This window comes from Pseudomonas sp. CFBP 8758 (genome assembly GCF_014841725.1).
GTDB classification, from domain to species: domain Bacteria; phylum Pseudomonadota; class Gammaproteobacteria; order Pseudomonadales; family Pseudomonadaceae; genus Aquipseudomonas; species Aquipseudomonas baltica.
In genome coordinates this window covers 683,386-700,864 of sequence record NZ_JACYUK010000001.1, presented here as the reverse complement: position 1 = coordinate 700,864, position 17,479 = coordinate 683,386, and the positions used below count along the sequence as shown (strand labels likewise).

General features: G+C 62.3%; 14 protein-coding genes. All 14 read right to left on the bottom strand.

All coding sequences use genetic code 11. From position 1 onward, the window contains the following. Positions 1-146: 146 nt before the first annotated feature. Entirely contained in the window at positions 147-1,556 is a 1,410-nt protein-coding gene (locus IFT75_RS03365) for a sigma-54-dependent transcriptional regulator (protein ID WP_192053330.1), read from the bottom strand. Continuing rightward, positions 1,553-2,770 (bottom strand): sensor histidine kinase, encoded by a 1,218-nt coding sequence (locus IFT75_RS03360; RefSeq protein ID WP_192053328.1) that lies wholly within the window; start codon positions 2,768-2,770, stop codon positions 1,553-1,555. Before IFT75_RS03360 ends, IFT75_RS03365 begins: the two co-directional genes overlap by 4 nt. A gap of 225 nt (positions 2,771-2,995) precedes the next feature. Continuing rightward, a complete protein-coding gene (locus IFT75_RS03355; protein ID WP_122475920.1) occupies positions 2,996-4,477 on the bottom strand; it encodes a sigma-54 dependent transcriptional regulator in 1,482 nt (493 codons plus the stop codon). Positions 4,478-4,628: 151 nt separating this feature from the next. Continuing rightward, positions 4,629-4,922: a flagellar protein FliT gene (locus tag IFT75_RS03350; protein ID WP_122475922.1), complete on the bottom strand. Its 294-nt coding sequence runs from the start codon at positions 4,920-4,922 to the stop codon at positions 4,629-4,631. A gap of 10 nt (positions 4,923-4,932) precedes the next feature. Beyond that, entirely contained in the window at positions 4,933-5,340 is a 408-nt protein-coding gene (gene fliS / locus IFT75_RS03345; protein ID WP_122475924.1) for a flagellar export chaperone FliS, read from the bottom strand. Positions 5,341-5,545: 205 nt separating this feature from the next. Further along, entirely contained in the window at positions 5,546-7,000 is a 1,455-nt protein-coding gene (gene fliD / locus IFT75_RS03340) for a flagellar filament capping protein FliD (protein ID WP_192053326.1), read from the bottom strand. A gap of 80 nt (positions 7,001-7,080) precedes the next feature. Beyond that, the gene (locus IFT75_RS03335) at positions 7,081-7,425 is read right to left on the bottom strand and encodes a flagellar protein FlaG (protein WP_192053324.1); all 345 of its coding nucleotides are present in this window, start codon (positions 7,423-7,425) and stop codon (positions 7,081-7,083) included. Between the two features lie 71 nt (positions 7,426-7,496). After that, on the bottom strand, positions 7,497-8,954 hold the full coding sequence (locus tag IFT75_RS03330; RefSeq protein WP_192053322.1) for a flagellin: 1,458 nt from the start codon (positions 8,952-8,954) through the stop codon (positions 7,497-7,499). 605 nt (positions 8,955-9,559) lie between these two features. After that, entirely contained in the window at positions 9,560-10,486 is a 927-nt protein-coding gene (locus IFT75_RS03325; protein ID WP_122475930.1) for a ketoacyl-ACP synthase III, read from the bottom strand. Positions 10,487-10,756: 270 nt separating this feature from the next. After that, positions 10,757-12,340 (bottom strand): flagellar hook-associated protein 3, encoded by a 1,584-nt coding sequence (locus IFT75_RS03320; RefSeq protein WP_192053320.1) that lies wholly within the window; start codon positions 12,338-12,340, stop codon positions 10,757-10,759. Between the two features lie 13 nt (positions 12,341-12,353). Beyond that, on the bottom strand, positions 12,354-14,396 hold the full coding sequence (gene flgK, locus IFT75_RS03315; RefSeq protein ID WP_192053318.1) for a flagellar hook-associated protein FlgK: 2,043 nt from the start codon (positions 14,394-14,396) through the stop codon (positions 12,354-12,356). A gap of 11 nt (positions 14,397-14,407) precedes the next feature. Then, positions 14,408-15,604 (bottom strand): flagellar assembly peptidoglycan hydrolase FlgJ, encoded by a 1,197-nt coding sequence (gene flgJ / locus IFT75_RS03310; protein ID WP_446731052.1) that lies wholly within the window; start codon positions 15,602-15,604, stop codon positions 14,408-14,410. Positions 15,605-15,621: 17 nt separating this feature from the next. Beyond that, positions 15,622-16,731 (bottom strand): flagellar basal body P-ring protein FlgI, encoded by a 1,110-nt coding sequence (locus tag IFT75_RS03305; protein WP_122475937.1) that lies wholly within the window; start codon positions 16,729-16,731, stop codon positions 15,622-15,624. 12 nt (positions 16,732-16,743) lie between these two features. Then, on the bottom strand, positions 16,744-17,439 hold the full coding sequence (gene flgH / locus IFT75_RS03300) for a flagellar basal body L-ring protein FlgH (protein ID WP_043186005.1): 696 nt from the start codon (positions 17,437-17,439) through the stop codon (positions 16,744-16,746). Positions 17,440-17,479 lie beyond the last annotated feature (40 nt).

Here is a 17,479-nt window from a genome sequence, read left to right as displayed (position 1 = left end):
ACCCTCTGCGACAACCTGCGTTTTTTTGACACTGCTGCATTCACTACAGAGGTAGTAGCAAGGAGGGTGCCAGTTGCAGTCGCAGGCTTGCGAAACAGATCGATGGCGACGAATCGCCGCAGCCGCTGCCGGTCAGCGGGCGTCCGTCACGAGGCGAACAGACTGGCCTCCACGTCCATTCCGGCATCGCGCATCTGCGCCAGCTTGTAGCGCAGCGTCCGTGGACTGATGCCCAGGCGCTCAGCGGCTTCCTTGCGGCGGCCGCGCTCGCTGCGCAGGGTGTCAATGATCATTTCGAATTCCCGTCGGCGCAGATCGTCCTCCAACGCGCCGGCCGGCAGCCCGACCGGGGCCTGGGTTTCCAACGGCAGTGCCGGGGCACGGGCTTGCACCACCACGCTCAACGGCGGCAACGGTGCCGCGCCTGCAGGCCCGGCGAGGCAGAAGTCGGCTGCCTGGATCAAGCCGCCGTGCTGAAGGATCAAGGCGCGCTGAATGGCGTTGTCCAGTTCGCGAACGTTGCCTGGCCACAGATGATCGAGCAGGCACTGTTCGGCCGGTGGCGAGAAACGCACAGGCGCGTGCTTCATCTTGTCGACATGGCGGGCCAACAAGCGTCGCGCCAGCGGCAGGATATCGGCGCGGCGCTCGCGCAGAGGTGTCCACGCCAGCGGGAAGACCGAAAGACGGTAGAAAAGGTCTTCGCGAAAGCGCCCCGCCGCCACGTCGGCCGCCAGGTTGCGGTTGGTGGTGGCGATGACGCGTATGTCCAGAGCAATGGGTTTGCGCGCGCCGACGCGCTCGACCTCACGCTCCTGCAACACACGCAACAGCTTGGCCTGCAGGCCCAGCGGCATCTCGGAAATTTCATCGAGCAGCAAGGTGCCGCCATCGGCCTGCTCGAACTTGCCCGCCTGCGCCGCGACAGCGCCGGTGAACGCGCCCTTCTCGTGGCCAAACAGCGTGGCTTCGAGCATGTTGTCGGGAATCGCCGCGCAATTGATGGCGACGAACGCCTGTTCTGCGCGCCGCGACTGCTGGTGAATGTAGCGTGCCAGCACCTCCTTGCCGGTGCCTGATTCACCGGATATCAGCACCGTGGAATCACTGCGTGCAACCCGTGCCGCCAGCTCGAGCAAGGCCAGGCTGGCCGGCTCCAATGCGACTGGGCCGTGATCGGTACCGGCCGGGACCAGGCCGCGGCCATGCCGGGTCACCAGGTCGAGCAGCGCGCGCGGCTCGAATGGCTTGACCAGGTAGTCCGCCGCACCCTGGCGCATGGCATCCACCGCACGCTCGACGGCGCCATGGGCCGTCATCAGCAACACCGGCAGTTGCGGCTGCCGGGCGCGTAGCCTGGCAAGCAACTGGTGCCCATCGATACCGGGCATGTTGACGTCGCTGACCACGATCCCGAAGGGCTCGCGCGCCACTGCCAGCAATGCTTCCTCGGCACAGCTCACCGCCTCGAATTCGAAGCCACCCAGCTCCAGCGTATCGCCCAGCGCCTCGCGCAGGGCTCGGTCGTCCTCGACCAGCAGCACCTTGATGCTCATGGAGCACGCTCCTGCAGGGCCACCAATGGCAGGGTCAAAGTGGCGCAGCTGCCGCGGCCAAGGGTGGAGCGCAGTATCAACTCGCCTTGATGCGCCCTTGCCACGGCCTTGACCACCGACAGGCCGAGCCCGGTACCGGTGGGCTTGGTGGTGAAGAACGGCTCGCCCAGCCGCGCCAGCGTTGCCGGGGCCATGCCAGGCCCATCGTCACTGACGCACAGGCGCAGGGTGTCGTCGCGCGCGTACAGATGGACCTTCAGCCGCGCCTCGCCGGCGCTGGCCTGGATGGCGTTGTCGATCAGGTTGAGTACCGCGCCCACCAAGGTGTCCTTGTTGCACAGCAACTCGCCGGCATGGCTGTCGCACTGCCAGCGCACGGCAACATTGTGCACATGGGGCTGGGCGGCGGCCTGCAGGGCCTGCAGCAACTGGCGGGGCGTGAGGCGATCGGGCAGCGGCAGCTCGCCGCGGGCGAACACCAGCATGTCGCGAACCTGATTTTCCAATTCATGCAGACGCTCCTTGAGGCGTCCAGCGAAGCGCTGCTGGGTCTGCACCGGCAGTGGTTTTTCGGTCAGGTGACTGGCGTACAACAGCGCTGCCGACAGCGGCGTGCGTATCTGATGGGCCAGCGAGGCCATCATCCGGCCCAGTGACGACAGGCGCTCACTGCGCGCCACTTCGCTCTGCAGACGGCGGGTCTCGGTCAGATCGGTAAGCAACACCAATTGACCAGGCTCGGCGTCCAGCGAGCGGGTGGAAATCGACAGACGCCGCCCATCGATCAAAGAAATTTCATGACCGTCGTCGCGGCGTGGCGCGAAACTGCGGACGATCACCTCGCGCCACAGTTCGCCTTCCAGAGGCGCACCCAGCATATTCGCGGCTGCCGGGTTGGCTTCGCGCACACGACCATGCCCATCGATGACGATGACGCCGCCGGGCAACAGATCGAGCAGGTTCTGCAGGCGATTGGCAAGCCGTTCCTTTTCCGCCAGTTCGGCCAGGCGCTGGGCGCTGACCACTTCCAGCTCGCCCTTGAGCGATGCCACGCGCGCCTCGAGCAGGCTGTAGGAGTCGCTCAAGCGGTCGGACATCTGGTCGAACAGGACGACCGCCTGGTCCAGCCCCTGGCGGCTGTCGGATGGCGCTACGGACGCGGAAGCGTCGCTGCGGGGCATGGGCGCGGAGGGCTGGATAGCGGCCTGTGGCATGGGTCTCTCTCACTTGGCTCACCGTCAAAAACGGTATCGTGAAAGGGATAAAAGCAATAGCCGTGCCGAATGAAACCCTGCGGGCTGCGAGCGCCGCAAGGAACAGTCGGATGGCACAGGGAAAGTCTGGGAGTTCAAGCGCTTGGCGCGCTTTGCCGGAAACGGCAGATGTTGTATGAAGCATGGCCACTGCCTGAAAGGCAGCGGCCGGTCGAGCCGCAGGCGTCAATCGTCTGCCTGTTGCTCTTCGCCCTCGCCTTCGCGTCGGCTCATGCCGTACTTGCGCATCTTCTCCACCAGGGTGGTACGGCGGATGCGCAGACGTTCCGCGGCGCGCGCGACGATACCATTGGCATCGTCCAGCGCCTGCTGGATCAAACCCTGTTCCAATCCGCCCAGGTAGTCCTTGAGGTCGAGCCCCTCGGGCGGCAGCATGGCGCTGGAAGCGAAGTCGGGCGTATGGCCGTTGATTGCCACACGCTCTTCCAGGTCGCTGCGCAGGCTGTCGACCAATTGCTCGTCTTCGTCGTCGACGTAGCGAAATTTCTTCGGCAACTCGACCACGCCAATCACACCATACGGATGCATGATCGCCATCCGCTCGACTAGGTTGGCCAATTCACGCACGTTGCCCGGCCAGCCATGGCGGCAGAGCGACATGATAGCTGCCGAGTTGAAGCGGATCGACCCACGCTTTTCGTGCTCCATGCGCGAGATCAGCTCGTTCATCAGCAGCGGGATGTCTTCCACGCGCTCGCGCAGCGGGGCCATCTCGATGGGGAACACGTTGAGGCGGTAATACAGGTCTTCACGGAACGTGCCGACCTCGATCATGCTTTCCAGATTCTTGTGCGTGGCCGCAATGATGCGCACATCGATGCTCTGGGTCTTGTTGCTGCCCACGCGCTCGAATGTCCGTTCCTGTAACACTCGCAGCAGTTTGACCTGCATCGGCAATGGCATGTCGCCGATTTCGTCGAGGAACAGGGTACCGCCGTTGGCCAACTCGAAGCGGCCGGCGCGGCTGGTGATCGCGCCGGTGAAGGCGCCCTTCTCGTGACCGAACAGCTCGCTTTCGAGCAACTCGGCCGGAATCGCGCCACAGTTCACCGGCACGAACGGCGCATCGCGACGCTTGGAATGGTAGTGCAGGTTGCGCGCGACCACTTCCTTGCCGGTACCCGACTCGCCGAGGATGAGCACGCTGGCATCGGTATCGGCCACTTGCTGCATCATCTGGCGCACATGCTGGATGGCGCGGCTGGTGCCCACCAGGCTGCGGAACAGGTTGGGTTCGCGCTGACGGCCGCGCTCGCGGGCCTGGTCGTACATCTCGCGATAGACCTGGGCACGGTGCAGGGAATCGAGCAGCTTGCTGTAGCTGGGCGGCATCTCCAGGTGCGACAGCACGCGACGACGCAGGTCGTCGGGCAGCTCGACAGCACCTGGCTCGCCCAGCAGCAGCACCGGCAGGAACTCGTCCCAGTTGGCGAGCGTCTTCAGCAGGCCGGCAAGGTTGCCCGAAGACACCTCCCCCACCAGGACGCAGAGCACCTCGCGGCTGGACGACAGCGCGTCGACCGACATCTGCCAGTCAGCGCTGCCACAGGCCAGGTTCTCTTCGCCAAGAAAGTTCAGGATGACCGCCAGATCCCGGCGGCGAACGCTATCGTCATCGATCAGCAGAATTTTGGTTTCACGCCACATGCAATAGCAACTTCCCTAGTCAACTCGAAGCCCGAAAGGGCGCTTTCGACGTTTTTGGCCATGGTTTCAGCTAACAGACGCCAGACGAATCGTAACAGCCACTAGTAAAGGCAAAAAAATCGACTTAGTCAAATTTATGGCGCAATGGCTGTCAGCGGAACAGATGGTAAACCTTTGCAGCGTTCTTCGCTTGGGTGAACTGTGACATTTCGTCGACAACTGACTGACGCGCTAATCGAGTGACGTTGAGTAATTGACGGTAGACCTCGAGCAGATCCTCGAGGTGACTGCGCAATTGCACTGGGTCTTCCGGGACTTCCTGCAATACGCTGTCGACACAAGCCCGGCATTCGATGTCCAGAACGCCGATCGCGTCCCAATCGCCTGCCTGCATGGCGTCTACCAAGGCGTGGCGAGTCTGCTGAATCCGCTGTAGTGCACTCATGGCAAACTCCTCAGGCCGGCTGTGCCGATTCGTGGCTGGCGATGGCGTCCCAACCGCTCTTGACGGTGATCATCAGCCGGGCGACTTCGTCGATCAACTGCGGATCATTCTTGATGTTGGCTTCGGTCAGACGGCCGGACATGTAGGCGTAAAGGTCGTCGAGGTCCTTGATGGATTGCGACTCGCCGGCCTTGCTTGGATCCAGCCCCTGGCGCAGGCCACCAATGATAGCCACGGCCTTGCCGAGCATCTCGCCCTTCTGCGACACCTGACCACGGCTCAGCGCACCCTTGGCCTGGGCCATGCGATCGAGACTGCCCTGCATCAGCATCTGCACCAGCCGATGCGGCGTGGCTTCGGATGTCTGGGCATGGGAATCGACCTTCTGGTATTGGCTCAGCGCTCTCATGGCGTTCATTGCGGCGGACCTCGTAACACATGATTTGATGTTGTATCGCTTGGTTACTATGTCGTCGCGGTTGGGGAAAACTTTAGTGAGCCTGATGGAATATGCGAAGTAACGTGGTATCAGGCAATGAACGCCGTCGATATGGAGGCGTTCGTGCAAATGACGGATATGCAAAGGCCCGGCATAGACCGGGCCCCGTGAGTGGCACTTTTCGTCAATCGCTGTCGGCTTTGTTCAGCGCGTTCAGCGTGGTCATGATGCTCTTGCTGGTGGCGTTGAGCTGCGCGACGAGGGTGTCCATGGCGGTGTACTTGGCATTCAAGGTGTCCGTCAGGTTCTTGATCCGGCGGTCCAGGGCCTGCTGTTGCTCGGTCAATTTGGTCAGCGTGCCGGAGAGCGAATCCGAGCGCGAGGCGAGAATGCCGCCTTTCACCGCATAGGAGTCGGTCGCGGTGGTCATCCGCGAAAGCAGACCGTCCTTGCCGGTGAACATGTCCTGGATGGCTGCCACGTTGGCGGGATCGCCCATGGCCGTGTTCCACTTGGCGTCATCCATTGCCAGCAGACCGGTCTTCTGGTCGGTGTTGATCCCGAACTGCGACAGGGTCAGCTTGCTCGAGCCCGAGGAGGTGACCAGCTCGTTGCGCATCGACTGGATCAGGTGGCGCACGGTGGAGTCGCCGGTCAGCCCTCCCCCACTGGTCGTGCCGTCGGCCCCGGTGCTGACCTTGGTCAGGGTGTTGAGCTGGGTCATCAGCGCGTTGTAGGCATCGACGAAGCCAGTGGTGGCTTTTTTCAGGGTGTCAGTGTTGGTGCTGACCGAGATGGTCGTCTTGGCGGCCCCTGCTTCCAACAGTTTGATTGACACGCCGCTGATGGCCGCGGCGACCGTATTGGTCGACGACTCCATCTCGATGCCGTCGATCTTGTACGTCGCATTGGTGGGCTCGTTCACAGTGGTGGAGGCAGTCAGCTTGTCGAGGCCACTGCCCGCCTCGGCGGTCATGGAAATCTCGGTACCCTTGCCGGTGGTCGAGGAGCTGAGGACCAGGCGCGAGCCACTGGCGTCGGTCAGGATGTTGGCACTGATACCGCGACCGACCAGCTGGGTGTTGATGAGATCGCGGGTCTGCGCCAACGTCGCACCCGCCGGAATGCTGATCTTGCTGTCTTTGAGTGACTGAGTGATCGTCAAGGTCTGGGCGGAAGACGTAGCATTGACCACGGCTGCGCTCTTGTCGGCATAGACCCCGGAAGAAATCTTCGAGGAAGTCGCCAGGGTCGTTACTTCAAGCGAGTAGGTACCGTCGGAGGCGGAATCGGTCACGGTCACCGAAGCCGCCTTGTCGTTGGACGAGGCACCGGTCAAGCCGCTGAACGCCGAGGCCTTGTTCATTGCCGCGACGGCGGCCCGATAGGTTTCCAGCGAGCTCTTGACGGTGCCAACGGCGGTCAAGGTGGTGGTGGTGGTCAGCGTCTGGGTATCGATCTGCTTTTGCTTGGGCGCTTTCTCGGCATTCACCAAGGCCTTGACGATGGCATCGGTGTCGATACCCGTGCCCACGCCGCTGGACTTGATCGCGCCGCTGGTGCTTGAGGTGGTGGTGCCTGAAGTACTGGCAGTCGTGGCGGCGGCGGTGGTGCCGGTAGTGGAGGAAACAGTAGCCATCGGTATCTCCTAGAATCGAGTCAGGCGTGTTTTTGACGGATACCGCCCCAAGCACACCCAGCTACATTTTTCGTGCCAGCTCAGATGGTCGCGTCGAGCAGACCGCTGCGACCCTCTGCCAGGCTCTGCGCCAACTTGAGCGCGGCCTCGGTTGGCAACTGACGAATGATTTCACCGCTGTCCGTAGCGATGACCTTGACCACGACGGCATGCGTCGAGTCGTCGATGGAGAATTCCAGATTGCGCTGTGCGGTATTCACGTGCGCCTGGAGGTCCTTCACCGCTTGTTCCAATTCGGCCCGCTCGGGAGTCACCGACTCGACCGCGGGTTCATCCTGCTTGACCTGCCTGGCAGGCAGGGAGGCGGCGCTCGCTGGCGCTGACGTGGCGGCAAGAGGCAATCTTGCAGTAACGCTCATGTCCATGTTGATCACCCCGAAAATCAAAAAACGGAAGGGCGCGCGGGCACCCTTCCGTCAGTCAGCCAGGGGCCGTATTACTGAAGCAGCTTCAGTACGGACGATGGCAGCTGGTTGGCCTGGGACAGGATCGCGGTGGATGCCTGCTGCAGAGTTTGCTGCTTGGTCAGCTCGGCGGTTTCCGAAGCGAAGTCGGCGTCCTGGATACGGCTACGAGCGGCCGAGGAGTTCTCGGAGATGCTCTGCAGGTTCGACACAGTGCTGTCGAAACGGTTTTGCACCGCACCCAAGTCGGCGCGCTGGGCGTCGATGTTGGAGATGGCTTTGTCCAGTGCAGCGATTGCGTTCTGAGCGTTGAAGGCGGTGGTGATGTCGGTTTCGCTGACCGAGGTGAGCTCGGAGGCCTTGCTCGACGAAGCACCGGCAGTACCGGTGGCGAACAGGCCGGTAACACCTACACCAGCGACCGAGTAGCCTTTGGCCGAATCAAGCGAGACAGCACCGGTGGCGATGAAGGTGTCTGCAACGCCTACCGCAGTGCCTGGAGTACCGCTAGCGTCTTTGGTAGCTACTGTCACGTTCGCAGCGGCGGCGGCGGCACCGGTGACGGTGGTATCAACGCCGAACACGATATTTTCACCGGTGTCGGATTTGACCGACAGCGTACCTGCCTTGCTGTCGTAGTTGACACTGATACCCAGTTTCGCCGCGTTCGAGTTCAACTGATCGGCAAGCGAGGCGGTATCGGTCACGCCAACCATGCTGACGGTGTCACTGCTGCCGACCTTCATAGTGAAGGTTGCCGGAGCGGCTGCGGCACCTGCGCCTACGACGAAAGATGCCTCGGTGCTTGCCTTGGCGGTCAGACCTGGTACTGCACCGTTAAGCTGGCTGGCGATAGTCTTGGCTGACGCTTTGGCGTCGATGGTCACATCTTTGGTCTCACCCCCGCCGGTAACCTTGACTGCACCACCTGCAACCCCGGCAGCCGACACGGCTACACCGATACTCTTGACCTGCTGCGAACCGATAGAGTTGGCAGACACATCGCCCAAGGTCACGTTGATGGTTTCGTTGGCGTTGGCACCGATCTGGAAGGCGGTGGAACCGAACGAGCCGTCGACCAGGTTGCGACCACCAAAGGTGGTGGTGTTGGCGATACGGGTCAGCTCGGAAGTCAGCTGGGTGTACTCGGACTGCAGCGAAGTCCGGTCATCGCCGCTGTTCGAACCGTTCGCCGACTGCAGGGCCAGTTCACGCATACGTTGCAGGATGTTGGTGGATTCCTGCATTGCGCCTTCAGCGGTCTGGGCGATGGAGATGCCGTCGTTGGCGTTCTTCACTGCGACCGACAGGCCGTTGATCTGGCTGGTCAGACGGTTGGAGATCTGCAGGCCGGCGGCGTCGTCCTTGGCGCTGTTGATTTTCAGGCCCGAGGAAAGACGGGTCATCGCGTTGCTCAGCGACTCGGAAGCCTTGTTCAGGTTTTTCTGAACGGTCAAGGAAGCGGTGTTGGTGTTTACGGATAAGGCCATGACAAATTCCTCGGGGTTGTTAGCTGTGGCTTCCGGCCCTGGCGAGCGCCGGGTGTGGCCTAGAGAACCTTCGTAGTGGTTATCGTCGGTTCAGCGCTTTGCTTGAGGGCGATTGCAATGTTTTTTCGCCTTCAAGCCGCTGTAGCCGGAAAAAGCAAGCGTTGGCTTGATCTCTCTTGATAACTGTTTCGTCCGAGGAAGGGGGAACTTGAGGGGAATGGACAGCGATAGCGCGAATTTCTGGCGTCAACGGATCAACGGTCGCGGTGGTTCTTCAGCGTGGTCCTGCAGGAGCGGTCAGCGGCCGCGAAAAGGGCGACGCGGATTGGCGGATGCACCGCGGTGTCTGCTTCGCGGCCGAAGACCGCTCCCACGGAGATTCTCATATGTCGTAGGAGCGGTCAGCGGCCGCGAAAAGGGTTACGCGGATTGGCTGATGCACCGCGTTGCCTGCTTCGCGGCCGAAGACCGCTCCTACAAAGGTTGCCGTATACCGTAGGAGCGGTCAGTGGCCGCGAAAAGGGCTACGCGGATTGGCTGTTGCACCGCGGTGCCCCCTTCGCGGCCGAAGACCGCTCCTACAGGGGAATTCGGCATCCTATGGATCAGGGGCGGTAGATGAGCGCCGAGCCCCAGGACAGGCCGACACCGAAGCCGCTCAGGGCAACGCGCTTCCAGGCGGAGTCGAGAATGTGCTTTTCCAGCAGCAGCGGGATACTGCTGGACACCGTGTTGCCGGTTTCGACCATGTCCTTGATGAACTTCTCCGGCTCTTCCTCGAAACGCCGGGCCACGGCATCGACGATCGCCGCACTGCCCTGGTGGATGCAGTAGGCGTCGACGTCGGCGCTGGTCAGGCCCGACTCATCGAGCAATTCGTGCAGATGCGCCGGGACCTTCAGCAGAGCGAAGTTGAACACCTGCCGACCGTTCATGAAAAACACCCCATCGGTGACCTTCAGGTGCGGGGCGCCGGAACCATCGGTACCGAACTTGGCCTTGCCCAGCTGCCAGGGCGCGTCCTCACCCATCCAGGTGGCGGTGGCCGCGTCGCCGAACAGCATGGTGGTGTTGCGATCCTCGGGGTCGACGATCTTGGAGTACGGGTCGGCGGTGATCAGCAGGCCGTTCTTCAAGCCAGCCGCTTCCATGAAGCCCTTGAGCGCATAGATGCCGTACACATAGCCCGAGCAACCCAGGCTGATGTCGAACGCCGCAACGTTGGTCGACAGGCCGAGCTTGTCCTGAACGATAGCTGCGGTGTGTGGCAGGCCCTCCTCGTCCCCGTTCTGGGTGACGACGATCAAGGCGTCGATGGACTCGCGGGACAGCTGCGGATTGCTGGCGAACAAGGCGTTGGCCGCTTCCACGCAGAGGTCGGAGGTTTCCTGGTCGTCGGACTTGCGCGGCAGGAAGGCCGAACCGATCTTGCCGATGATGAAATCTTCATCCTTGGCGAATTTGGCACCTTGGGCGTAGTTGTCCAGGCCTTCGGCAGGCACGTAACTCGCGATGCTTTTTATGCCAATCATTGTGGCTTCCCAATACAAAGGTAGCTGGAGGCCATTACGCGGAGCGTTTGCGCAATGCCATCGAAAAGGGTGTCAGGCGGCGTCGGCCCAGGTAAGACGGCGCCACTGCTGCCAGAAACGAAGCAGCTGCAGGCCGCTGATTCAGCGGCCCGGCAATACATAAGTGTGAAGATGCACGATTCGACCCATTGGTCACACAGGTATTGTGCCATAGGCGGTAGGAAATGGCGCGCGGCGGGGTCGTGCGAGACGGGGCCTGCGCCCCGCCGATCAGAGTTTGTTGAACAGACTCAGCTGGGAGATCTTCGCGAAGGCCAGCTGCGAAGCCTGCAGCATGGTCTGTTGCAGACTCAAGGTCACCGATGCGGTGGCAAAGTCGGTGTCGGAAATCGCCGACTGCGTGCTCTTGTTGGCCAACGCCAGGCTGACGTTCTCGTCGTTCTGGATAGCCAGCGAGTTGAGCCGCGCACCGATCTGCCCACGAGAGATGTCGATGTTCTCGTTGGCGCTGGCCAGGTTGCCCAACGCCGAGTCGGTGGCGTTCTTCAATGCCAGCCCGGATCTGGCATCGGTCACCGGTAGCTCAAGGGCTGACTTGAGCTGATGCAGCGTATCCAGCACGTTCTGGGTCTTGTGGCTGTTCGCGTTGACACTGAAGCTGTCGCCCGCGCCAGCCTGGCCCGAAACATTGAAGGTCACCCCCGCCGCCGTGATCGAGCTGCCAGCGGCACCGACAACCACTGCACCCTTGCCGATGGCTTGGCTGGAATCGGTCAGTGGTTGGGCGTAGACTTCGTACTCGCTGTCGCTGGTGAACTTGATCACCGCCCCGCCAGCCGGGAAAGCTGCGGAATAGCGATCGGCATCGGTCACGTTCGCGCTGGTCAGCTGCGCCGTGGAGGTGTTGGCCGCGTTGCGCGTCGAACTGATGCTGTCCGGCTTGCTGCCCAGGCTGAACGTGCGCCCTGCCATGTCGGCATCGGCAACGGTGCCCAGCGCGCTCTGCTTGGCCGCCACGTCGATGTCGAACTCCACACCGTACAGGCTGATAGTGGTACCACCGTCGGCCTTCGGGTCAAAGGTGCCGTTGCCAGTGACCTGCGAGGTCACATCCTGGTTCTTGCTGTTGGTGAGGGTGAACTGGGTGCTGCTGGTGAACGTCAGCTTGTACGGCTGGCCGTCGGTGAACGCCTTGTTGTAGGTGGTCAGCGATTCGAGGCGGCCATCGGACACGGTCACCAGGCCGTCGTCCACCACCGGTGCGGTCATGGTGGTTTGCGTACGGCTGGTGTTCACCGCTGTTTCCAGGATGCCGTAACCGGTGTCGTTGGTCGCCAGTTGCAGGGTATCGGACACCTGCAGGCTGAGCTGGGTCTGGTCGCCTTGGTAGGTGTAGCTGCCGTCGCTGTTCTGCACATAAGGCGGCGTGCTGGTCTTGGATCCGGAGAACATGTACTGGCCGTTGGCATCCTTGGTGTTGAGCAGGCCAAGGACGTTTTTCTCGATCTCGCCGATTTCGCTGGCAATCGAGGTGCGGTCGGCATCGCTCAGGCCGCCGTTACCGGCCTGAATCGTCAATTCCTGGGCCCGCTGCAAGGCCGTAGTGATGCTGTCGAGCACACTCTCTTCCTGGGTCAGCGAGTTGGTAACGCTGGTCATGTTGCCGCTGTACTGGGTCAGCAAGCTGCTCTGCTGCTGCAGTTGCAACAGTTTGGCGGCACCGACCGGGTCGTCTCCGGCACTCTGGATGCGATTGCCCGAGCTGATCTGCGCCTGGGTCTTGGCGGTGTCCGAGAAATTCTTGGAATAGCCGGTCGCGCTGGTCTCGAAATACTGAGAAGTGGAAATTCGCATGGTCGACTATTCCTTAGAGGGCGTTGATCAGGACGCTGAATGTTTCCTGCGCAGCCTTGATGATCTGCGAGGACGCCGTGTAGTACTGCTGGAACTTCACCAGGGAGGCGGCTTCGTCGTCCAGATTGACACCCGATACCGAGTCGCGGTTGGTCTTGGCCTGGGTCAGCACCGCACCGGTGGCCTTGGTGTCGACGGTGGCCTGGCTGGCCTTGGCGCCAACCCGCTCCACAAGCGATGCGTAGGCACTGGTGAAGCTCATGCCGGGGTTGCCCGCCGTGGCGCCAACCGTGGCCTTGGTCTGCAACGCCAGCAATTGCGTGGCATTGCGGTTGTCGGACTTGCCATCGGCGTTGAACGACACGGTGTAGCTGTCGTTGACCGCAGGCGTGCCGCCCACGGTGGTGTCGAAACTGAAGGTGAGCTGCTTGCCGTCGGCGCCGTTGACGGGCTTGCCGTCGGCACCTACCACCGGCACGGTCAGGCTCAGGTTGTTGCTCTGGCCAGGCACGATGGTACCGCTGCCAATACTGGTGCCTGACGCGTTGAACAGGCTGTAGCTCTGCGCACCGTCGGTGGTCTTGCCGAACACCAGCTTGACCGGCGACGAGGTTTCGATGCCGCTCTGCAACTGGCTCAGGGCCGTGCCGCTGTAGATGTCCAGCTTGCTGCCCAGCACCGGCTGGGTGAAGGTGCCGGTGCCCGAGTTGCCAACGGTCGCCGTGCCGGTGAGCGGCGCGGCAAAAGCCAGCTTGTTCGAATCGGTGAGTGTGGTGGCGATAGCGCTCGCGCCGCTGCGCGTCGGTGTGACGACGAAGCTGTCGCCGCTGGCAACCTTGCCGTTCAGGCCCAGGGTGACACCGTCGATTACGGGTGCAGGATTGCTGCCCAGGTCGAAGCTGCCCATCGACGTGCCGTCCGAACGGGTCACGCTGTAGGCAGTGGTGCTGCTGAACTTGACGTTGTAGTCGTAGATGCTCAGCTTGCTGGAGTCGGCAACGGTAACGCTCAGGTTGCCCGAACCTGCGCTGTTGGTGGACGCAGCCAGGCTGCGGTTGGCCGTGGCGGTGGCGCTGTTGATGCTGGCGAATACCGACGAACCGAAGTCCCCGTTGAGGTCGATACCCTTGCCCAACTGGCCGTTCAAGGTGTCGCTCACAACAATGGCAGTGCGCCCCAGCTCGTTGATTGCCGGGTTCAGTGCATCGCTGCGAAAGCGCAGCAGGCCGCCGATCTCGCCGCCGGTGGTGACCGAGGTCACGTCGGTGCTGTACCCCTGATATTGGATGGTCAGGCCATACTGGCTCTTGTCGGCCACACCGGGTGTGGCCACCAGCGAATTGGCCGAACTGCCGGTGACCAGCGACTGCCCCGAGCCCAGGTAGACGTCGTAGTTGCCGTCACGCTGCTGCACGCTGACACCGACCAGCTCATTGAGCTGGCGAACGTTTTCGTTGCGCGCATCGAGCAGGCTGTTGGGCGTGGAACCGGTGCCCGACATCTCGGTGATCTGCCGGTTGAGTTCGGCGATGTTGCCGCTCAGCTTGTTGACCTGGCCGGTCAGGGTGGTCAACGACGCATTGATGCTGTCGTTCTGCTGGCTGAACTGCGACGAAATCGAATTGAAGCGATTGCTCAGGGTTTGCGCCTGGGTCAGCAGCAGTTGCCGCGACGAGGTATCGCTCGGGTTCGCCGCTGCGGTCTGCACGGCGGAAAAGAAGCTGCTGAGCACGGCGCTGATACCCGTGCTGCCATCGGACAGCAGTTTGTCGATGCTGTTGATCTGAGTGCTGTACGCGCTCGCGTCGTTGCTCAACGCAGTGCTGGTCTGCAGTTGGGTATCCATATAGCTACTGTAGATACGGCGCACGTCGGAGATCGTGGTGCCGGTGCCCAGATAGCCCACGCCGATGTTCTGCAAGCCACTGGCAGTGTTCACCACCGACTGCCGGGAATAGCCCGCAGTCGCGACGTTGGCGATGTTGTTACCGGTGGTCGCCAGGGATGCCTGGCTGGACGCCAGACCGGACAGCCCAATGGAGATCAGATTCGACATGGGTTCAAACCTTATAGATTCGTGGTAGCGCTGGTGCTGCTGCGAGCGTAGTTCTCATAGCCTTGCATCTGCTTGGCGATGGAAGAGATCTTGCTGGCGTAGTTCGGGTCGGTGGCGTAGCCGGCCTTCTGCAGTTCCTTGACGAATTGTTCGGGGTTGTCCGCGGACTTGACCACGCCTTGGTAGCGATCGTTGTTCTGCAACAGGCTGACCAGGTCGTGGAAGCTGTCTTCGTACGAGGTGTATGAGCGGAAATCGGCGGTTTCCTTGACCATCTGGCCGTCGCGGAATTCGCTGGTGATCGCGCGGGCGTTCTCGCCTTTCCAGTTGCCGGTGGCCTTGATGCCAAACAGGTTGTGGCTGCTGCTGCCGTCGTCGGCGCGCATGATCGATTTGCCCCAGCCGGTTTCCAGCGCCGCCTGGGCGACCAGCACCTTGGGGTCGACACCGATGCGCGCAGCGGCTTTTTCGGCCATCGGCAGCATGGTCGCGATGAACTCGTCGGACGAGCCGAACGCGCGCTTGGCCGGGGCCAGGGGCGGCTGGGCGACGCTCTTCGCCAGGCTGCTGCCCTCGACCGCAGCGCCGCTGCGCACGGTCTTGGCAAGGCTGTTGAGCGGTGCATCGGCCGCAACGTTGATGAGGTTCTTGCTGCCGCTGGCAGCCCCTGCTTCGGTGGCCGCCGACGGCACGATGCCGGCTACCAGACGGTCGGCAAGCTTGCTGGGCAACGAAAGACGACGCTGGTTGAGCAAGGCGATGTCGTTGTGGCCGACGCTGCCGGCGGCCTTGGCATCGGCCGAGGCGTCGCGAGTGGCGCCCAGTGGCTTGTTCAGGCTGTTGTCGGCATGGGCGAACGGATTCGCGCCGGCACGGGCCACGCCCTTGGTCTTGGACAACTGGCGCATGAGCACGTCCTGCAGGCCGATACCGCCACCTTCCTTGGAGAGGGTCACGGACAGCTGCTGGTCGTACATCGACTGGTACTGCTTGGTGGTTTCGGTGTTCAGCGGGTTGTCCTTGGCCAACACGTCATTTGCCGAACGCATGGACTTGAGCATTTCACCGAGGAACAGCGACTCGAATTCCTGGGCCACCTTGCGCAGGTTGGCCTCGCTGTCGCGATCCCCGACTTTCAACGAGCTCAGGCGATTGAGGTCTGTGTAAGCCCCCGAATCCCGTGTTCCCGATACTCCACCATTCGGCATTTCCATCAGTTGTTACCTCAAATCACGATCAGGTCGGCCTGCAATGCGCCGGCCTGTTTCAGGGCTTCGAGAATGGCCATCAAGTCACCGGGCGCTGCCCCCACCTGGTTGACCGCGCGGACGATCTCGTCGAGCGTGGTGCCAGGGCCAAACTTGAACATCGGTTTGGCTTCCTGCTGGGCGCTGACCCGCGAACGTGGCACCACCGCCGTTTCGCCACCGGACAAAGGCCCTGGCTGGCTGACGATCGGGTCTTCGGTAATGGTCACCGTCAGGCTGCCGTGGGTCACTGCCGCAGGCGATACCTTGACGTTCTGGCCAATCACGATGGTGCCGGTGCGCGAATTGATGATCACCTTGGCCACCGCCTGCCCTACGTCGACGTCGAGGTTCTCGAGGATCGACAGGTAGTCCACGCGCTGGCTGGGGTCGACCGGAGCAGTGACGCGCACCGAGCCCCCGTCAATAGCCTGTGCAACTCCCGGGCCAAGAAGCTCGTTGATCTTGTCGACGATGTGTTTGGCGGTCGTGAAGTCCGAGCGGTTGAGGTTCAGCGTCAGGCTGTTGCCCTGATTGAAGCCACTGGGCACGGCACGCTCGACGCTGGCACCGCCAGGAATCCGTCCTGCCGACGGCACATTGACGGTGATTTTCGACCCGTCGCGGCCTTCGGCGTCAAAACCACCGACGACCAGGTTGCCTTGGGCGATGGCGTAGACGTTGCCGTCGATACCCTTGAGCGGGGTCATCAGCAGGCTGCCGCCACGCAGGCTTTTCGAGTTGCCGATGGACGACACGGTGATGTCGACCACCTGTCCCGGCTTGGCGAACGCTGGCAGGTCGGCATGGATCGACACGGCGGCGACGTTCTTGAGCTGCACGTTGCCCGAGCCCGGCGGCACCTTGATGCCGAACTGCGAGAGCATGTTGTTGAAGGTCTGCAGGGTGAATGGCGTCTGCGTGGTCTGGTCGCCGGTGCCATTGAGGCCCACGACCAGGCCATAGCCGATCAGCTGGTTGGTGCGCACGCCGGAAATGCTGGCGATGTCCTTGAGGCGCTCGGCCTGAACGCCGAACGCGGCGGACAACAGCAGGGCAGCGGCGATCAGGTGTTTGAAGTTGAGCATGGACGGGCGCACTCAGAAAGGAAACAGTGGACTGGCAAAGAACCGGTCGAACCAACCCGGCTGACTCGCCTCGGCAAACGAACCGGTGCCCGAATAGGTGATGCGCGCATCGGCTACCCGCGTCGAGGACACGGTGTTGTCGGTGGCGATGTCATCGGCGCGGACCAGACCGGAAATGCGCACCAGCTCTTCGCCGGTGTTGAGCGTCATCCACTTCTCGCCGCGAACCGAGATGATGCCGTTGGGCAGCACGTCGGCCACCGTGACCGTGACCGAACCGGTCAGGCTGTTGTTCTGCGCTGCCGCCGCGGTGCCGTTGGTGGCGCGAGTGCCGCTGTAGCCTGCATTGAGGCTCAGGTCGCCACTGCCCAGCGGGTTGTTGGTGTTCACACCCGCTCCGAACAGCGAGGTCAGGCCCAGGCTGTTGTTGCTGTCCTTGCCGACCTTGGAGTTGGCGCTCTTGCTGGCACTGGTCCGCTCGTTGAGGGTGATGGTGATGATATCGCCCACGCGGAACGCCTTGCGGTCGCTGTACAGGTTCTGCTCGAAGCCGGCCTGGTAGATCGAGCCGTTGTTGGCGGCGGCAGGCATCGGAGTGCGCGGCAGCACCGGGGCGTAGTACGGGTCGTTGGGCTTGGCCGGCGGCGCGACGCAACCGGTCAGCAAGGCCATTCCACTCAGGGCAAGAACAATCGAGACACGACGCATGACACAGACCTCACGGTGTAGCCGGCGCACGCGGCGCCCA